This window comes from Rhizobium leguminosarum, from assembly GCF_010668065.1.
GTDB lineage: Bacteria > Pseudomonadota > Alphaproteobacteria > Rhizobiales > Rhizobiaceae > Rhizobium > Rhizobium leguminosarum_S.
Genome location: NZ_WUEN01000003.1, coordinates 609,760 through 628,800, shown reverse-complemented (window position 1 = coordinate 628,800; position 19,041 = coordinate 609,760). Strand labels below are relative to the sequence as shown.

General features: G+C 59.5%; 16 protein-coding genes and 1 pseudogene. 11 read left to right on the top strand and 6 right to left on the bottom strand.

The annotated features are described in order from the left end of the window. Positions 1-134 precede the first annotated feature (134 nt). Complete coding sequence (locus tag GR198_RS11335; RefSeq protein ID WP_164068931.1) at positions 135-1,655, top strand: ABC transporter substrate-binding protein; 1,521 nt, start codon at positions 135-137, stop codon at positions 1,653-1,655. A 70-nt stretch (positions 1,656-1,725) separates the two neighbouring features. Next, positions 1,726-2,787, top strand: a complete 1,062-nt coding sequence (locus tag GR198_RS11330; protein ID WP_164068929.1) for an Ldh family oxidoreductase — start codon at positions 1,726-1,728, stop codon at positions 2,785-2,787. A 60-nt stretch (positions 2,788-2,847) separates the two neighbouring features. On the opposite strand, the gene GR198_RS11325 is transcribed toward GR198_RS11330, so the two are convergent. Next, entirely contained in the window at positions 2,848-4,614 is a 1,767-nt protein-coding gene (locus GR198_RS11325; protein ID WP_164068926.1) for an SLC13 family permease, read from the bottom strand. A 177-nt stretch (positions 4,615-4,791) separates the two neighbouring features. On the opposite strand from GR198_RS11325, the gene ligD reads away from it, so the two are divergent. Then, entirely contained in the window at positions 4,792-7,437 is a 2,646-nt protein-coding gene (ligD, locus tag GR198_RS11320; protein WP_164068925.1) for a DNA ligase D, read from the top strand. Between the two features lie 346 nt (positions 7,438-7,783). On the opposite strand, the gene GR198_RS11315 is transcribed toward ligD, so the two are convergent. Beyond that, entirely contained in the window at positions 7,784-8,338 is a 555-nt protein-coding gene (locus GR198_RS11315) for a methyltransferase family protein (RefSeq protein WP_029871614.1), read from the bottom strand. Between the two features lie 213 nt (positions 8,339-8,551). On the opposite strand from GR198_RS11315, the gene GR198_RS11310 reads away from it, so the two are divergent. Further along, positions 8,552-9,430: an alpha/beta fold hydrolase gene (locus GR198_RS11310; RefSeq protein ID WP_029871613.1), complete on the top strand. Its 879-nt coding sequence runs from the start codon at positions 8,552-8,554 to the stop codon at positions 9,428-9,430. A gap of 322 nt (positions 9,431-9,752) precedes the next feature. After that, a complete protein-coding gene (locus tag GR198_RS36230; RefSeq protein WP_164069051.1) occupies positions 9,753-10,232 on the top strand; it encodes a hypothetical protein in 480 nt (159 codons plus the stop codon). A gap of 364 nt (positions 10,233-10,596) precedes the next feature. On the opposite strand, the gene GR198_RS11300 is transcribed toward GR198_RS36230, so the two are convergent. Continuing rightward, on the bottom strand, positions 10,597-11,232 hold the full coding sequence (locus tag GR198_RS11300) for a hypothetical protein (protein WP_164069050.1): 636 nt from the start codon (positions 11,230-11,232) through the stop codon (positions 10,597-10,599). Positions 11,233-11,305: 73 nt separating this feature from the next. Further along, a pseudogene (locus GR198_RS11295) lies at positions 11,306-11,603 on the bottom strand (PRC-barrel domain-containing protein). Positions 11,604-11,809: 206 nt separating this feature from the next. On the opposite strand from GR198_RS11295, the gene GR198_RS11290 reads away from it, so the two are divergent. The 6 genes from GR198_RS11290 to GR198_RS11265 all read left to right on the top strand — a co-directional run bounded on the left by GR198_RS11290 (position 11,810) and on the right by GR198_RS11265 (position 18,191). After that, a complete protein-coding gene (locus GR198_RS11290) occupies positions 11,810-12,538 on the top strand; it encodes a FadR/GntR family transcriptional regulator (protein WP_164047552.1) in 729 nt (242 codons plus the stop codon). A 21-nt stretch (positions 12,539-12,559) separates the two neighbouring features. Beyond that, a complete protein-coding gene (gene denD, locus GR198_RS11285; protein WP_138333015.1) occupies positions 12,560-13,546 on the top strand; it encodes a D-erythronate dehydrogenase in 987 nt (328 codons plus the stop codon). A gap of 166 nt (positions 13,547-13,712) precedes the next feature. Continuing rightward, entirely contained in the window at positions 13,713-14,780 is a 1,068-nt protein-coding gene (locus GR198_RS11280; RefSeq protein WP_164023373.1) for an ABC transporter ATP-binding protein, read from the top strand. Between the two features lie 149 nt (positions 14,781-14,929). Continuing rightward, entirely contained in the window at positions 14,930-16,234 is a 1,305-nt protein-coding gene (locus GR198_RS11275) for an ABC transporter substrate-binding protein (protein ID WP_029871608.1), read from the top strand. 84 nt (positions 16,235-16,318) lie between these two features. After that, positions 16,319-17,251 (top strand): carbohydrate ABC transporter permease, encoded by a 933-nt coding sequence (locus GR198_RS11270; protein WP_164068922.1) that lies wholly within the window; start codon positions 16,319-16,321, stop codon positions 17,249-17,251. 40 nt (positions 17,252-17,291) lie between these two features. Next, entirely contained in the window at positions 17,292-18,191 is a 900-nt protein-coding gene (locus tag GR198_RS11265) for a carbohydrate ABC transporter permease (protein ID WP_164068920.1), read from the top strand. 99 nt (positions 18,192-18,290) lie between these two features. Here the strand turns inward: GR198_RS11265 and GR198_RS11260 are convergent, their stop codons facing one another. Together GR198_RS11260 and GR198_RS11255 are read right to left on the bottom strand one after the other, a co-directional pair. Further along, positions 18,291-18,686: a hypothetical protein gene (locus GR198_RS11260; protein ID WP_032983866.1), complete on the bottom strand. Its 396-nt coding sequence runs from the start codon at positions 18,684-18,686 to the stop codon at positions 18,291-18,293. 40 nt (positions 18,687-18,726) lie between these two features. Next, positions 18,727-18,960: a BrnA antitoxin family protein gene (locus tag GR198_RS11255; protein WP_029871604.1), complete on the bottom strand. Its 234-nt coding sequence runs from the start codon at positions 18,958-18,960 to the stop codon at positions 18,727-18,729. Between the last annotated feature and the right edge of the window lie 81 nt (positions 18,961-19,041).

Below are 19,041 nucleotides of genomic sequence, written 5' to 3'. Positions count from 1 at the left end.
TTGAAGGCCGTCGCTAACTAGTATATTAGTGCACTTGTGCTTTGTAGAACTATGAGGAGATAGATGCCGGAGCACCGGAAACGGGACGCAGATTCACTGTGAGGAGCGCCAAAGGCGCATGGGAGGAGAACGAAATGAAACTGCATTTGTTAGCTACCTACTTTTCAACAACGGTGCTCGCGCTGAGCGGCGGTACGGCGCAGGCTCAGGATGCCAAGAGCAACGTCACTGTTGTGCTTGCCGAAACCGTCGATGTCGTCGAACCCTGTATGGCAGCGCGCCAGGACGTCGGCCGGGTCATTTCTGAAAACGTCAACGAGATGCTGGTGGAATTCGACTACGTCAATGGCGGCCTCAAGCCCCGCCTGGCGACGGAATGGTCGAAGATCGATGACGACACCTGGGAGTTCAAGCTGCGCCCGAATGTCAAATGGCACGATGGCAAGCCGTTCACCGCCAAGGATGTCCAATTCACCATCGAGCGCAACAAGAATAAGAAGCTCAGCTGTGAGACCGGCGGCAAATATTTCGGCGGCACGGAGTTCACCTTCGAAACGCCCGATGCCAACACGATCCGCATTACGACAAAACCGGCGCAGCCGATTCTTCCGCTTCTGATGACGGTGATGGCTGTGGAATCGGCCGAGGCGACACCAGCCGACGAATTCACCCGCAAGCCGATTGGCACTGGCCCTTATACGTTCGACAAATGGGAAATCGGTCAGTCAATCGTGCTGAAACGCAATCCGGAATATTGGGGGGAGAAACCGCAGGTCGAACAGGCGACCTATCTGTTCCGCTCCGACAGCGCCGTTGCTGCCGCGATGGTCGATGCTGGCGAAGCCGATATCGTTCCTGCCGTATCCGTACAGGATGCCACCAACAAGGAAACCGATTTCGCCTATCCGAATTCGGAGACGACATCGCTGCGCATCGATACGCGCGCAGCACCCCTTAACGACCGGCGCATCCGCGAAGCGATGAACCTCGCCATCGATCGTCAGGCGATGCTCGGAACGTTGTTCCCCGAACAGGCAAAGATCGCGACACAGCTCGTCGTGCCGACCACGATCGGCTACAATGCCGATATCCCCGCCTGGCCCTATGATCCCGAAAAAGCAAAGGAACTTGTCGCAGCAGCGAAAGCGGACGGCGTGCCGGTCGATGGTGAGATCCGCATCATCGGTCGCAATGGGCAATATCCCAACGCCACCGAAGCGATGGAAGCGATGATGGCAATGTTTCAGGAAGTCGGCTTGAACGTAAAGCTCGACATGTATGACGTGTCCGTCTGGAACGGCTACTTCGTTGCACCCTTTGTCGCCGACTCCGGTCCGACACTGACCCAGTCGCAGCACGACAATGCGACCGGCGACCCCGTCTTCACCGCATTCGTGAAATACGCGACCGACGGTTCCCACTCCATGGTTCGCGATCCCGCCGTCGACGCGCTGATCGCCAAGGCGACGTCTGCCACCGGCGACGAGCGCACAAAACTCTGGAAGGAGCTTTTCGCCAAGGTGAACACCGAAATCATCGCCGACATCCCGATGTTTCACATGGTCGGTTTCACCCGCGTCTCCCCGCGTCTCGACTTCAAGCCGACGATCGCGACGAATTCCGAGCTGCAGCTGTCGCAGATCCGCTTCAAGTAAGCCGGTATGCCGCACTTAACCACGGGCCGCCGCGAGCAGCGGCCCGTGCTTTCCATGACGTGAGGGAGAAATGCCGATGCCGCTGATTGACCGCATTGCCCTGACCCAATTCGCAAAGCAGATATTGACCCGCGCCGGCATGGAGCCCGACAAGGCCGAAACGACTGCCGCCGTGCTGGTGGAAGGCGACATGATCGGCCACGAAACCCATGGCGTCAGTCTTTTGAACTGGTATGTCGAGGCGTTGGAAGAAGGCTCGCTGGCGAAGTCCGGCAGCTATGAGGTCGTCAATGACCGCGGCGCAGCCTTTGTTTGGGACGGCAAATCCTTGCCCGGCGCATGGCTGCTGACCAAGGCGATCGAGCAGGCCTGCGAACGGGTCGGCGATCATGGCGTCGTCACCGCCGCGATCCGCAACTGCCACCATACCTGCGCGCTTTCAGCCTTCATGCGGCAGGTGACCGAACGGGGCCTCATCGTACAGCTGTCGGTCTCGCATCCCGCCGCGAGCCGCGTTGCGCCCTATGGCGGCACGAAGCCGCTTCTGACGCCCAATCCGATGGCGGCCGGATTCCCGACATCTGCGGATCCGATCCTGATCGACGTCTCGGCCTCGATCACCACCACGACCATGACGCAAAACCTGGCGAAGGCCGGCAAGAAATTTCCGGAGGCCTGGGCTTTCACCGCCGCAGGCGAGCCGACCGATGATCCGCGCGAGGTGACGGAACGGGGCGGGACAATGATGCCCCTCGGCGGCCAATTGAAGGGGCACAAGGGTTTTGGGCTCGGGCTGATCGTCGAGTTGCTGGGGCAGGGGCTTTCCGGCAAGGGACGGGCCAACACGCCGTCCGGTGTGTTTTCGCAAAGCGCTTTCCTTCAGGTCATCGATCCCGCCTTTTTTGCCGGGCTCGATGCCTTTACGGCGCAATCTGACTTTCTCGCCTCTGCCTGCCGCAGCAATCCTCCGGCGCCCTGGAACAATGGCCCCGTTCGCATGCCGGGCGACAGCGCAGCGCGAAAGCGCCGCTCGGCATTGGAAGAGGGCGTGCCGGTCGGCGATGCAGCTTGGCAGAAGCTTTGCAAACATGCCGAGATCCTAGGCTTGCCTATTCCCGACCTCGCCGCGTGAGGAACACATCTCTGCTTCGAAACTTCTATCGGTCGCCGCAATGCCCGGTGTCGGTTGTAATCAAATCGGCCAAACCAACAACAGGATCGGCACACTGACGAGCACCACAATGAGCGACAGCGGCAGACCCAGTCGGGCGTAGTCACCAAATCGATATCCGCCCGGTCCCATCACGAGCGTGTTGCATTGGTGTCCGATGGGCGTGAGGAAGTCACAGCCGGCTCCAATTGCCACCGCCATCAGAAAGGCATCGGGCCTGAAGCCCAGCTTCTCGGCGAAGGTCGCGGCGATCGGGGCCATGACCAGAACCGTCGCTGCGTTGTTCAAAAACGGGGTTACCGCCATGGCCGCAACCAGGATCAGAGCCAAAGCGCCGAAGGGCGGGAGCATTTCGGCAGTTCGCGAGAGGAGATCCGCGATGATGTCGGTGGTTCCAGTGGTCCTGAGCGAGTCGCTGATCGGAATGAGAGCGGCCAGCATGATCAGAATGGGCGCATCGAGATGCTGATAGACTTCCCGCAAAGGAACGGATCCAGTGACCACCATCAGAAAAGCGGCGGCGAAAAACGCTGTCGCGACGGGAATGCCCCCGAAGGCTGTCGCCCCCATCGTTGCCATCAGGATAATGACGGGGATCATGCCATTGCGGGCGTTGCCGAGCTTCATATCTCGTTCGACCAGCGGCAAACATCCCCATTCGCGTAGAAGATCCGGTAGTTTCTGCAAGTCGCCCTGCAAGACCACGACGTCGCCATTGCGGATCTTGATCTCGCCCAGGCGCTCGGTGAAGCGCCTGTCGCGGCGGCTGACGGCAAGAAGGTTGAGCCCGGCATTGTGGAAGAGAGAAACGTCTTTTGCGCTGACGCCGATCAATCGCGAATGTTCGCCAACGATAGCTTCAACAGAACTGATGTCTTGGCGTGTCTCAGGCTCGTGTTTACGGTCGGACAGTTGAAGCTTGGCTTCACTGACGATCTTGTCGAGGGCACTCTGCTCCCCCTCGATAATAAGAAGGTCGCCATCCTTGAGCACCGTGTCGGGAAGGGGCGTTCGTCTTTGGCCGTTGCCACCGATAATCGCAGTCACCATCGCATCGCCGCCCGCCGGCTTCTGCAGCCAGCTGACGGACCGCCCGATTGCCCCTGATGGCGTGGTGACCTTGGCCTCGGTCGTGTAGTTTTTGATCGCCACCGCCTCATCCATCGACGTTTCGACCCGTGATCTTTCAGGCAGCAGCTTGTAGAACAGCGCCAGAAAGATAACGCCGGCGACCGAGAGCGCCAGGCCGACAGGCGTATAGTCGAACATCATGAACGGCTGCCCGGTGATCTCCTCGCGCACCCGGGAAACGATGATGTTTGGCGACGTGCCGATCTGCGTCATAAGCCCTCCGAGCAGAGAGGCGAAAGACATCGGCATCAGGAACATCGACGGTGATACGCGTGATTTCCGGGCCATTTGCACAGCGACCGGGATCATGATCGCCAGCGCACCAATGTTTTTGATGAAAGCCGACAGGGCTGCGACAATGGCAACCAGAATGATCAGTTGCATCCGTGGCCCGCGTCGTTCGGGAGAAAATCTGCGCAAGGCGACATCCATGATCCCCGATCTGGATATCGCCGCACTGACGATGAGCGCGCTGCCAACGATGATGACAATGTCATCGGAAAAGCCAGAAAAAGCATTCTTGGCGGGGACGATGCCGACAATGACTGCAGCGAGAAGGGAGCTTACGGCGACTATATCGTATCGATAACGACCCCACAGGAACGCGCCCATCATCAGCGCGATGATGAGAAGAGATAGCCATTGATCAGCGCGCATGTTTGCATCCCGGTGGTAACAATTAACGTCTCAAGCAAGAGAACGATGCGGCGAGGTGGAGAAATTTTTTCTCGTCTATCCCAGCCGTTTTATCCGCTGACGGCTGGAGGAGCACCCTGATGGAACTTCCAGCCGCCAAGCGGCATTTCGCTGTCGGGGTTGCTTTCGGGAACGACCATGGCCAGCGACAAACTATCGACCTATCGGTCGAAGCGCGACTTTAAAAAAACGGATGAGCCGAGCGGCGATACGCAGCTCGCCCGCAGCAATCGCCGTCGCTTCGTGATCCAGAAACATGATGCCACCCGGCTGCACTACGACCTGCGGCTCGAGCTGGATGGCGTCTTCAAATCCTGGGCGGTCACCAAAGGCCCGTCCCTCGACCCGCACGACAAGCGGCTGGCAGTTGAGGTCGAGGATCATCCGCTCGACTATGGCGACTTCGAAGGCACCATTCCAAAAGGTCAGTATGGCGGCGGGACGGTCATGCTCTGGGATCGGGGCTATTGGGAACCGGAAGGAAATAAGAGCCCCGAGCAGGGACTCGCCAAGGGTGACTTCAAGTTCACCTTGGAAGGCAAACGCCTGCACGGCAGCTTCGTGCTGGTGCGCATGCGCAATGATCGCAACGGCGGCAACCGGACAAATTGGCTGCTCATCAAACACCATGATCAGTTCTCTGTCGAAAATAATGGCGAAGCGATCCTCGAGAAGAACGACACCTCTGTCGCCTCAGGCCGAACCATGGAGATGATTGCCGCCGGCAAGGGACGAAAGCCCAAGCCTTTCATGGTCGAGGGTGGTGACGTTCAGGCTGATGCCGTCTGGGACAGCAATCACGGACTGGCTGCCGAAGAGCGAAAAGAGAACGCCGGAGGTGGTCGGAAATCGAAACCGGCCACAAAAGTCGATCTGCCGGATTTCATTGCGCCGCAGCTCTGCCGGATCCTGGAACGCCCTCCGGCCGGCACCGGCTGGATTCACGAGATCAAGTTCGACGGTTACCGGATCCAGATGCGGGTGCTGGATGGTGAGGTGACGCTGAAGACCAGGAAAGGGCTCGACTGGACGGCAAAATATCCCGAGATCGCCGAGGCGGCATCGACACTGCCCGATGCGATCATCGACGGCGAGATCTGCGCGCTCGACGATCATGGCGTTCCTGATTTCGCAGCCCTGCAGGCGGCCCTTTCGGAAGGCAAGACCGGCGAGCTCGTCTATTTCGCCTTCGATCTTCTCTATGAGGGTGGCGAGGACGTGCGATCTCTGCCGCTCGTCGAGCGCAAGACGCGGCTTCAAAGCCTTCTGTCCGACGCCGGCAATGATCCGCGCGTCCGTTTCGTCGAGCATTTCGACACCGGCGGTGATGCAGTTCTCCGGTCTGCGTGCAAGCTCTCGCTGGAAGGCATCGTCTCGAAAGAGGCGGATGCACCTTATCAATCCGGCCGTACCGAAAGCTGGGCGAAGTCGAAATGCCGCGCCGGCCACGAGGTGGTGATCGGCGCCTATGCCAAGACCAACGGGAAATTCCGATCCCTGCTGGTCGGCGTCTACCGCGGCGACCACTTCGTCTATGTCGGCCGCGTCGGCACAGGATATGCCGCGAAGAAAGTGGAAACGCTGCTTCCGAAGTTGAAAGCGCTCGAGACGGCAAAATCGCCTTTCACCGGGATCGGCGCGCCGAAGAAGGAGGCCGAGGTCATCTGGTTGAAGCCCGAACTCGTGGCGGAAATCGAATTCGCGGGCTGGACCGCCGACGGCCTTGTCCGGCAGGCGGCCTTCAAGGGATTGCGGGACGACAAGCCGGCCAAAGAGGTCAAGGCCGAACGGCCGGCAAAGCCCGCGCAAACTGATGTGCCGCAGCCAGCCGTGGAGGCGAAGGCCAGACCCACCCGCAAAAAAGGCGCCAAGGCCGAGGTCATGGGGGTACTGATATCCAACCCGGACAAGCCGCTGTGGCCGGATGCCAATGACGGCAAACCCGTCACCAAGGAAGAGCTGGCCCGCTACTACGAAGCCGTCGGCTCCTGGCTGATCGAGCACATCAAGGGACGGCCATGTTCCATCATCCGCGCGCCCGATGGGATCGGCGGCGAGCAGTTTTTCCAGCGGCATGCGATGCCCGGCACCTCGAACCTTCTCGAACTGGTCAAGGTCTTCGGAGATAAAAAGCCCTATCTGCAAATCGACCGCGTCGAAGGCTTGGCTGCCGTCGCCCAGATCGGCGCCGTCGAGCTGCACCCTTGGAATTGCGAACCGCATCAGCCTGAGGTGCCCGGCCGGCTCGTCTTCGACCTTGACCCAGGTCCTGATGTGCCATTCTCCGCGGTCGTTTCGGCAGCCCGCGAAATGCGGGACCGTCTCGACGCGCTCGGTCTGATCAGCTTTTGCAAGACGACTGGCGGCAAGGGTCTGCACGTCGTCACGCCACTCGCAATCAACAAGCGCAAGCCGCTTTCGTGGGCGGAAGCGAAGAGCTTCGCACACGACGTCTGCCAGCAGATGGCGCGCGACAATCCCGATCTCTATCTGATCAAGATGACGAAGAGCCTGAGGAACGGCCGGATCTTCCTCGACTATCTGCGCAACGACCGCATGGCGACGGCCGTGGCGCCTTTGTCACCGCGCGCCCGATCGGGAGCCACGGTCTCCATGCCGCTGACTTGGACGCAGGTCAAATCAGATCTGGACCCCAAGCGCTTCACCATCCGCACCGTTCCTGCGCTTCTGGCGAAATCGTCGGCCTGGGAAGACTATTGCGACGGCCAACGGCCACTGGAACAGGCGATCAAGCGCCTCGCCAAGGCGCGGGTCCCGGCTTGATTGAGGGGCTTACCGCGGACCGGGTTCGAGGTGATAGTTAGCCCGAACCGGAATTGCTTTGGCGGTTCGGGTCCCGCCCGGCGATCCACCGTGGCGACAGCCGGGCCAGGCGTCGGATCAATGCCGTGGTGTTCAAGTTGGAGTTGTTGCAGGCAACGACACTCGCCTGGCCACGATCGAGAGTTTCCGTGGAGCAGTCCGAAAAGTTCATCGGTCGGAGGCTTCGACGCTGATTGCTTTATCAGCATCGTCGAGAGGTCAGTCGCACTATCGGGCCGCTGCCTCGTGGTACAGCTTCATTGCGTCTGACGCGGTTCCGCCATGCGTCCCTCCCTCGGAGGCAGGTTTACCGCCAATCGAACCACGGCGTCAGCAAGCCCGTCCTGCGCCGATAGGCTTCATATTCGGATGCCAGCGGTGATAGGGAGAACTTCCTCTCCTCATTGCGGGCTGCAATCACGTAGACAACCGTAAAAAATAAAACCGGCAGGATCGACCATATCGACCAAGATGCCAGCGCCCACCCCGACCAGAAGAGCAGGTAGGACGTGTAAAAAGGGTGCCGCAGGTAGCGATAGGGACCGTCGGTGACAAGACTATCTGGATGATCGTGGGTGAACACAAAGCGCAACCTGGCCTGTCGCGAGGCCGACACCGCCCACCAGAACAAGCCCGCCGAGCCGATTTCAAATCCCAGTCCTACTAGCTGTACCCATAGCATCTGCGTCTCGGACCAAACCAGGTACAGGAAAAACGCCGTCGTCGCGATGACGCCGACGGTGATCAGCTTTGCTCCGGCTTCCATCTTCGGTGAGTTGAAGTGGCCTCGCAACGACCACGCGTAGGACCCGACGATAGTCAGGCTGGTGATCGAAATAATGAAGTCCAGAAGAAATTGCATCTCGATACCCAGCTTGAAAGGTTGGTTACAATTGCTGCAGCGACAGACCTAACCCGTATAAAACGCCAAGGCAAATGATTGATGTATGATACGCAACCGCACCGAAACGTGTCGTGATTGCACGGCCTGGTTTAGATCTGGTTTACGATGATCATGCACCTGCCGTAGATATTTTTGTGCAAGATTTTGGCTGGGCTTTAGGGGTTGCAGCTTATGGACGTATTTCACTGTACAATCGACACCAGCCACGGCGCTGTGCGCATCAGTGACACTATCGATGGCGCTGCACCACTGGTTATGATACACGGTTCCGGCAGCTCACGGACGGTCTTTTCAAGGCAACTACACAGCCATTTGTCCCGGAATTGGCGTCTGATTGCGCTCGATCTTCCAGGACATGGCGAATCGAGCGACGCTCGAGATCCGCAGTCAACTTATACCGTCACCGGTCTTGCCGACTGCATAGGAGAGGTGGCAGCCCGCCTGGGGCTTCGTCGATTTCCCGTGCTGGGATGGTCGCTTGGCGGTCACGTCGCGATTGAGATGGCGGGCAGCGGCAACGGCATTTCGGGCCTGATGTTGTGCGGCACCCCACCGGTCCCCAGCGGCCTCCTCGGAATGCTGCGGGGATTCCATCCATCATTTGATATTCTTCTGGCATCAAAAGAGAACTTTACATCGCGTGACGTGGAGCGGTTTCAGTCTCTTTGCTTTGGAGACACGAGCAACCCCTCCTTTCGCGATGCTATAGCGCGCGCAGATGGGAGACTAAGGAGCGTTTTTTCTCGCGCAATGTTGCGGGGGGAGGGGGTGGATCAGCGCCGCACCGTCGAACAGGCTGATATACCCATTGCTTTTGTGAATGGATTTCATGATCCCTTTGTCAAACTCAGCTATTTTTCGGGCCTGAACATCCAGTTGCTCTTCGAAGGCAAAGCGCATGTAATGGAAGGTGCTGGTCACGCGCCCTTCTGGGAAAAGCCGGAGAGCTTCAACTCGATGCTCGACCGGTTCCTGAACACAGTCGCCGCTCATGAAGCCAATATCGATCTGAAAAATCATCACTTTCTATCGAACAGATCAGTGTTCTAAAAGCGATACGCGGAGCTGCGGTCTCCTGTGCTTACTGTTTCCGAAACATGTCGCGGGAAGATCGACGAGTGGCTCGAAAGACGACACAGGATCTTTCAGGGCAGGTAATCGGATCGGAATGCGAGGGATGTGGCTCGCCATTCGCCGCGGCCACGAGCTCGTACTGCAAACGACGTAGTTTCCGTCGGTTGTAAAACAATATTTGACGTCTAGTTCATTATGCGACGGTCATCGTCGGGCAACCGCCATTGCCTTTCCCGCAGACCGATCCCGCCCTATCATTCAGAGGCGCCTGCATGAAATCCAGGGAGATGAGAGAGCGATGCGGAATTGTTTAGGCCTGCTAGCTGCAGGAGTCTTTCTCCTCCAGCTATGCTCCTTGGCCAACGCACAGGCACCGAATGCCCTGGAGAGGGCCATCGGAGATGCGCAGCCATGCAGGTCGTTGAAGACCAAGGTATCGAGCTTCGGCATCAGTGTGGAAGTAGGCGTCGACAAGCTCGATTCCGTGAAGATCGAAAACCTGCAATTGTCGGTGAATGGCAACACCGCGGAGGCGAGCGCCCGCGGCAAGCTTGCTTGCAAGACCTCGGACGAAGCGCTGGTAGAAGGAGGGTTTTCAGCGACCGCAGAGGTTCGGCTGAAGGTCGACCTTACGACCTGCAAGATGACCGAGACCTCCATCGAGATCGTGAAGACCGGTGGCCGGTTCGGCGATATCGTCAAAGGACTTGAGACTGAAATCTCTGGCGCCCTCCGGCGAAGTCTGGAGAAGAACTTGGCCAAGCTTTGCGAGAATTGATCAGCGGATCGACACCGTTAGACAGAGTTTCGGATTGACGCCGCCAAAAAGTGTCTCCGGCCTTAGGACCCTGACGAAGCGAATTCCGCTGAGAGCTGTCGCCGGATTCGAAGATTTTCATGCAGGGAATGTAAAATCCCTCATCGGCGTCCGCAAGTCGCCGATGAGACGGAAGTCCCTCGGTGACGGTCTTAACTGTCTCGTCCCTCGCGAAGGAGAAATCCGGAGAGCTGTATTGCAGCATGCCGGTGGAGGGGTGGAGGCCTCCACGTCTGTGATGCCGACCCGATCTTCAAGGTCGCAGAAATGCCTTCGGCGACTATTGGGAAGGGATCGAAGACTGCGTTGCAGAGGTTCCGCCGCCTTAGCGGAGCAACCCATCGCGACTGAACTCTTCCCAGCCGAGAGGTTTCGAACGTGACGCATCGTCGGGGTCGGCATCAGGTTTCGAAGGGGTCTTGGCCTTGGTCTTCAGCGAACGCGTCAACTTCGCTTTCAAGGCTGCCCGTCGTCGTTTCTCGGCGGTAGCTTCAGCATCCTCTTCGCGCCAGACTGTCACCAGGTCTCGGTCGAGGATGTCCTCCACCACGCGCGGGTCGAATACGTGGAAGGTAATTTTCCTCGCCCGCCCATGTAGCTTCACCGTGCGGGTTCCAGCGCTGCGCAAGCGCCCGTCGGTGAGCCAGCGATGTCTCTCGGTAGTAGAGATCGTCAGGATATCCTGGATTTCACGAGGGATCACAGGCAGGCTTTCGATGTCTTCGAGCGCGTTGGAAACGACTGACGAAGCAGCACGGAACGCACTCTTAGCCGTTTCAGCCATCGCCAATGTCAAAGCACCCGCCTCGATTTCGAGCGACTTTCTCACCGCCAAAGGCAGACGTGCGCGAATTTCCAGCAGAATCCCCTTCGCCCGAACGGATGATCCGAGCGTGGCTGCGGTCGATAGGGGCCACTCCTTGATCAGCTCCGCATCGTCGGTGGTTTTGGGTTTTGCCATGTACGAGTAGATGGGCCTTCCGCTCTGCAGCGTCAACGACTACGTCAGGACGGAAGGCATCATGTGATTACGCTCAGTCGCGGTACTCGGGCATCTGTTTGCGCTCGTCCTTGGTCCAGCTCGTAAAGGCATGAACGTCGCCGTCTTCATCGCGCATGAACTCAAGATCCGAGACCGGAACTGCAACAGGCTTCGCGCCGATACCCAGAAAGCCTCCGACGTCGCTGACCGCGGAGCCGCAGGCGCCCGCGCCATGGATATGATCGACCTTGCCGACCTTGCGATCGTCGGCTCCATAGAATGGTGGCACCTTCGAGGACGGCAGGGGTAAGTTCTGAAGTCGTCAAGCGTACGTGGTTGGTGTGTTCCATGATCGTTTCCTCCTTTGTGGAGGAGGGTCAGTCCGTCCGGCGCTGTGATCAGCTGGTTTTCTCGGCGTGCTGATATTGCCATTCACAAAACTGCTCCAAATAACGGCTGGGTAAATCGCGTGCCATCACGTTGACAATCCTCTTTTGCTCAGGTCTACTGGTCCACTTACCGGACCAGTAGACCTGAGCGCGGGGAGGGGAAAGCAATGGACGTTCGAGCGATGCTCGAAGACGACGTTGCGGCGCTCGGTGGAGCGCCGAAGAAGTCGATGAAAGACTTCGTCGTCCAGAAGATTGCGACCTTCATTGCCACCGGCATTCTCAAGGTGGGCGATCCGTTGCCAAGCGAACGTGAACTCGCCTCCGCACTCTCGGTCAGCCGCGAGACCGTCCGTGGGGCCATCCTTATCCTTTCCACCCATGGGATTCTCTCGGTTGTGCACGGAACGCGCACGGTGGTGGCATCGGAGGACGTCGGCGAATTGGCCGTCCAGGCTGCGCGGTATCGCGACATCGCGGCCTACAGTCTCGACAATGTTCATGAGGCCCGGCTTCTTATCGAAGCACAGGTCGTCAGGGCTGCCGCGCTCAAGATGGAGCCTTCAACTTTTGATTATCTCCGCAAGTCGATCGCAGCGCAGGAGGCCGCCTGTGACGATCCTGTGCGTTTTTTGATATGTGACCGGGAATTTCACACCGCTATCTACCGTTCCAGCGGCAACGCGGTGCTGGCTGATATGGCCGCCGACCTCTATTCCTATCTTCTCAGCCACCGAAGGCGCGTCGTATCGCAGCCCGGAACGATCGCCACGAGCATTGCCGATCACCGGTTGATCCTCGCTGGCTTGGAGACGCGGGACCCGGATGCCGCATGCGCGGCCTTCGCAGTCCACGAAACCCGTATTTATACGACGACCAAATTACTCTTCTCGTAGTTCGCAGGGAGGCGAAACACGATGCATATTCTCATTATCGGGGCGGGAGGAATGATCGGCCGGAAGCTCGCCGCCACACTGGGGCGCAGCGGGTCACTCGGCGGCGATACTATCACGCGCATGACGCTTGTGGATGTAACGCCTCCGCCGGTGCCCGCCGACGTCTCCGTGCCGGCGGAAGCGCTGGCTGCCGATATTTCCGAAAGCGGCGCAGCGGAAGCCCTGGCGGCTCGCCGGGCCGACGTGATCTTCCATCTCGCCGCGATCGTTTCCGGCGAAGCCGAGCGCAATTTCGACCTCGGCTACAAGGTCAATCTGGACGGCACGCGATTGCTGTTGGAAGCGATCCGCCGGGAAGGAAGCCGCCAAGCCTATGTTCCCCGGTTCGTATTCTCCTCGTCGATCGCGGTCTATGGCTCGCCGTTTCCCGATCCTATTCCCGACGATTACGTGCTCGCACCTCTCACCAGCTACGGAGTCCAGAAGGCGATATCCGAGCTTCTGCTTGCCGACTATTCGCGGCGGGGCTTTATCGACGGTGTCGGAATTCGGTTGCCGACCATCGTGATCCGGCCCGGTGCGCCGAATGCCGCCGCATCGGGCTTCTTTTCCGGAATCCTGCGTGAACCGCTTGCAGGCCAGCGGGCTGTTCTTCCGGTCGAAGAAACGGTCAAGCACTGGCTGGCAAGCCCGCGTTCCGCCATCAAATTCCTGATCCATGCTGCGACGCTCGACACGGCGGCGCTGGGTGTTCGGCGCACGCTCACCATGCCGGGCGTCGCCGCCACCGTTGCCGACCAGATCGCAGCCTTGCGCCGTGCTGCCGGTCCCGAGGCGGCGGACTTGATCGATCGTCGCCGCGACGAGGTCATTGAAGGGATCGTCGCCGGATGGCCGAAGTCCTTTACGCCCGAACGCGCGACGCAACTGGGTTTCGTCGCCGAAACCACGGTGGACGAGCTGATCGAGGTCTATCTCGCCGAAGACGCTCCGGGTGCGTCCGGATGAGATTGAACCGGGCTAAAACCGCCCCATAAGAGGACAGTACCGCCCGGCCACACCCGCATATGCGGGATTGCAGCGGCAGAAGGACTTGAGAAGATAAGGCCGCCGGCAAGATATACGAAAATACGAATACATAGCATGTAGCGCTCGATTTCTGGGAGGAGTGGGTATGGCAGGCGTTCAATTCGCGGATGTGCGGAAATCATTCGGGACATTTCCGGTGATCAAAGGCGTGGATATCGACATTGCCGACGGGGAGTTCGTGATCCTGGTCGGCCCGTCGGGTTGTGGAAAATCCACGCTTCTGCGGATGCTGGCGGGACTTGAGAATATTTCCGGCGGCGAGATCAAGATCGGCGGGCGCGTGGTCAACACGCTGCCGCCCAAGGACCGCGACATCGCCATGGTGTTCCAGAACTATGCGCTCTATCCGCATATGACGGTACAAGAGAACATGGGTTTCTCGCTGATGCTGAACAAGGCGCCGAAGGCGGAAGCCGAGAAGCGGGTGAAATATGCCGCCGGCATCCTCGGTCTCGACAAATTGCTCGACCGGTATCCGCGCCAGCTTTCCGGCGGCCAGCGCCAGCGTGTCGCCATGGGCCGCGCCATCGTCCGTGATCCGGAAGTCTTCCTGTTCGACGAACCGCTATCCAACCTCGATGCGAAGCTGCGCGTCGCCATGCGCGCCGAAATCAAGGAACTCCACCAGCGGCTGAAAACGACGACGGTCTACGTCACCCACGACCAGATCGAGGCCATGACCATGGCCGACAAGATCGTGGTCATGCATGACGGCGTCGTCGAGCAGATCGGCACGCCGCTCGAGCTTTACGACAAGCCGGCCAATCTCTTCGTGGGCGGGTTCATCGGCTCGCCGGCGATGAACATGATCAAGGGCAGGCTCGACCCCGAAAACCCGACAAGTTTCAAGGCGCCGGACGGCACGGCGCTCCCGGTTTCCAATCCGCCTGCCGACGCCCTGGGGCGCGACCTCGTCTACGGGCTTCGCCCGGAATACATCCTGCTCGACGCCAATGGCCTGCCCGGTGAAATCGTGGTGATCGAGCCGACCGGCTACGAGACGCATCTTATTCTCAGGCTCGGCGGCAGCGATCTCAGCTGCGTCTTCCGCGAACGCGTCAGCGCGCGGCCGGGCGAGACCCTGCGCGTTGCGATCGACGCCACGCATGTTCATCTCTTCGATGCCGAGAGCGGCCGGAGATTGACCGACTGACGCCGTTCGGCGGCTGCGCGGGGCGGAGGAGCCCCCGTCGCCCGCAGGCCGGCAGCACCCCGTTTCAGGGATGCAAGGACCGTCGTTCACCAAGCGGGAGGTGAATGGCGGGGAGTTCGCACCCGCTTTTTTTGAAGAGGAGGAATATCATGAGGTTTAAGAGACGTGACTTTCTTGCCGCCTCGGCTGCCGTTGCCGGCGCCGCCGGCCTCGGCATCCGGCCGACCTTCGCGCAGGCCGAACCGACCTATACGCCGGAAAGCGGCGCCAGCCTGCGGCTGCTGCGCTGGACACCTTTCGTCAAGGGCGACGAGGAGGCCTGGATTGCAAACACCAAGAAGTTCACCGAAGCGACCGGCGTTGAGGTGCGCATCGACAAGGAAAGCTGGGAAGATATCCGCCCGAAGGCTGCCGTCGCGGCCAATGTCGGCTCCGGCCCGGACCTCATCATGTGCTGGTTCGACGACGCTCACCAGTATCCCGACAAGCTGGTCGACCTGACCGAGCTCGCCAACTATCTCGGCAACAAATATGGCGGCTGGTATGACGGCGTGAAGGGCTATGCCGCGCGCGGCGACACGTTCATCGCCATGCCGCTGGCGGCAATCGGCAATGCGGTGGTCTATCGCGACACTCACGTGAAGGCGGCCGGATTCAGCGAGTTCCCGAAGGATACGGCAGGCTTCCTCGAGCTTTGCAAGGCGATGAAAGCCAAGGGCACGCCGGCAGGCTTCCCGCACGGCAAGGCCGTCGGCGACGGCAACAACTACGCCCATTGGCTGCTGTGGAGCCACGGCGGCAAGATGGTCGACGAAGGCGGCAAGGTAACGATCAACAGCCCGGAAACGCTGGCCTCGATCAACTATGCCAAAGAGCTCTATGCGACCTTCATTCCAGGCACGGAAAGTTGGCAGGACGTCAACAACAACCGCGCCTTCCTCGCCGGCCAGGTTTCGCTGATCGCCAACGGCGTCTCGGTTTATTACACAGCCAAGAACGACCCGAAGCTCGCCGAGATCGCCAAGGACATCCGCACGACGAATTTCCCGGTCGGCCCGGTCGGCCAGAGCGTCGAGCTTTTCCAGACGAGCTCGCTGCTTCTCTTCAAGCACACAAAATATCCGGAAGCGGCAAAGGCCTACATCAAGTTCATGATGGAAGCCGACCAGATGAATGCCTGGATCCAGGGCTCCAGCGCCTATTGCTGCCAGCCGCTCAAGGCTTTCGCCGAGAACCCGATCTGGACCTCCGACCCGATCCACGCGCCTTATGCGCGCGCCTCGGAAAAATTGCGTCCGAACGGCTATGCCGGCCCACTCGGTTATGCCTCGGCAGCGACCATGGCCGACTACGTTCTGGTCGACATGTATGCGGCCGCCGTCACCGGCCAGATGTCGCCCGAAGATGCGATGAAGGAAGCTGAACGGCGGGCAAACCGCTACTATCGCGTCTGAGCCGCGCTTCAAAACAAGCGGCATGCCGGCTTCGGCATGCCGTAAAGTCCTCTGGGAGTTCAAGTGCAATCTGGGAGATAGGCAATGTCGACGGTGAATTCGGAGGATAGACGCGGGCCGATCTCTTCGCTCCTGCAGAACAACAATGTGCTCGGCTTCCTGTTCATGTTGCCGGCGGCGGTGTTCCTCGTCTGCTTTCTCACCTATCCGCTGGGGCTCGGCGTCTGGCTCGGCTTCACCGATACGAGGATCGGCCGCGACGGCATCTTCATCGGGCTGGAGAACTACCAGTTCCTGATGGACGACAGTGTCTTCTGGCTGTCGGTCTTCAACACCATTCTCTATACCTCCGTCGCCTCGGTGCTGAAATTCGCGCTCGGCCTCTGGCTGGCGATGCTGCTCAATCAGCACCTGCCGTTCAAATCCTTCTTCCGGGCCATCGTGCTGCTTCCCTGGGTCGTGCCGACGGTGCTTTCGGCGCTGGCCTTCTGGTGGATCTACGATTCCCAATTTTCGATCATCTCCTGGTCGCTGATGCAGCTCGGGCTGATCAATGGACCGATCAACTTCCTCGGCGATCCGATCAATGCGCGCATATCCGTCATCGTCGCCAATGTCTGGCGCGGCATTCCCTTCGTGGCGATCTCGCTGCTTGCGGGCCTGCAGACCATTCCGGCGTCGCTGCAGGAGGCCGCCTCGCTCGACGGCGCCACGAGCTGGCAGCGTTTCCGCTACGTGACGCTGCCGATGCTGACGCCGATCATCGCCGTGGTGATGACCTTCTCGGTGCTCTTCACCTTCACGGATTTCCAGCTCATCTACGTGCTGACCAAGGGCGGACCCGTCAATGCGACACATCTGATGGCGACGCTATCGTTCCAGCGCGGCATTCCAGGCGGTCAGCTCGGCGAGGGTGCGGCCATCGCGGTCGCCATGGTGCCCTTCCTGCTCGGCGCCATCATGTTCAGCTTCTTCGGGCTGCAACGGCGCAAATGGCAACAGGGCGGCCAGGATTAAGGCCAGGGTTGGAGCCAAATTGGGGTTAGGGAGAGTGATGATGTCGATAAATTCAAACGCCGCCGATCAGGTCGTGACCGACAATGCCGAAGGCATGAGCTATCTGAACCGCCTGCCGCGGCGGATCGTAATGCTCTACCTGCCGATGGCCGTCTTCGTCGTCGTGCTGCTCTTCCCGTTCTACTGGATGGCGATCACCGCGGTGAAGCCGAACGATCAGCTGACCGACTACAGCAACTACAGCCCCTTCTGGGTGGTGGGAGCGACGCTCGATCACATCAAATACCTGTTCCTTGAGACATCCTATCCGGGCTGGCTGTGGAACACGATGCTGGTCGCGGTCTGCTCCACCTTCCTCTCGTTGGTGGCGTCAGTCTTCGGCGCCTATGCCATCGAGCGGGTCCGCTTCACCGGCTCGCGTTCGGTCGGCCTCGTCATCTTCCTCGCCTATCTCGTGCCACCGTCGATCCTCTTCATCCCGCTTGCCTTCATCGTCTTCAAGCTCGGGATCTATGACTCGCGGTTGGCGCTGATCTTCACCTATCCGACCTTCCTCATTCCCTTCTGCACCTGGCTGCTGATGGGCTATTTCCGGTCGATCCCATTCGAGCTGGAGGAAAGCGCGCTGGTGGACGGCGCCAACAGATGGCAGATTCTCACCAAGGTCATTCTGCCGCTCGCAGTACCCGGGCTGATTTCGGCTGGCATCTTCGCCTTCACACTGTCCTGGAACGAATTCATCTATGCGCTAACCTTCATCCAGTCGTCGGAAAACAAAACCATCCCGGTCGGCGTGCTGACCGAACTGGTGCGCGGCGACGTCTTCGAATGGGGGGCACTGATGGCGGGCGCATTGTTCGGCTCGCTCCCGGTGGTGATCCTCTACTCGTTCTTCGTGGACTACTACGTCTCATCGATGACCGGGGCGGTGAAGGAGTGACAGTCTAGCGCGGACACGCCCCTGCTTCTGCAGCAGTTGCGACTGCTTGTTACCGTGTGCAGGAGGAGTGTCCGCAAAATGGGATCAGCTGCCTTCCCATCATGTATCGAAACCTCGTCTTGCCGAGATCGAATAATTGTAAATTGCCGCGTAGCTCGTCGATACGAGCAGCGGAAATGCGATAGTCTTGAGTATTTCCGGTGTGCCGGTCGCCGCATGGATTGCCACGAGAATGCCGGCTGAGCCGAGACAAGCAATGAGAGGCGGCGCCCAAAATCGTGCGGATCCAACAAAGCGCTTCGAAAGCCAGTCGATCACAGATTTCAGGAAAAGCGTCAGGCAGGCGGATATCGCACCCTGCACAAGGCCGGCATAGAGCGGCAATGGCATGGCGTGCGCGCGATTGGCGAAAACCGCCCAGCTGCCCATTGCCAAAAAGGCGAAGAGAACATGGACAACGCCGCTGCGGAGAAGCCGCTGCAGTGCGTTCGGCATCACAGCGACCACCCGTGGCGGACAAGATGCTGCAACAGGGTCAGAGCCTGTTCTTCATCGCGGCGCGCAATATATCGTTGATCCGATCCTGCCAGCCGGGGCCATCTTCCTGGAAAAAGGAAAGCACATCGCTGTCGATCTTGAGCGAAACAAGCTCCTTTGTATTCGGCAGCGTCGGCCGCTCAACCGCTGGCTCCGCCTTCTTCTTCGCGGGTTTGAACAACGCTTCGGCAGCATCCATTGGATTGACAGGTCTGCGGGGCGAGTTTGCCATCGTTATGACTTTCTATTGCCTGTCGGATCGACATATGAGCGGCATACGGGATCTCGGCTGCTTCGTCGACTATTTAGCTTG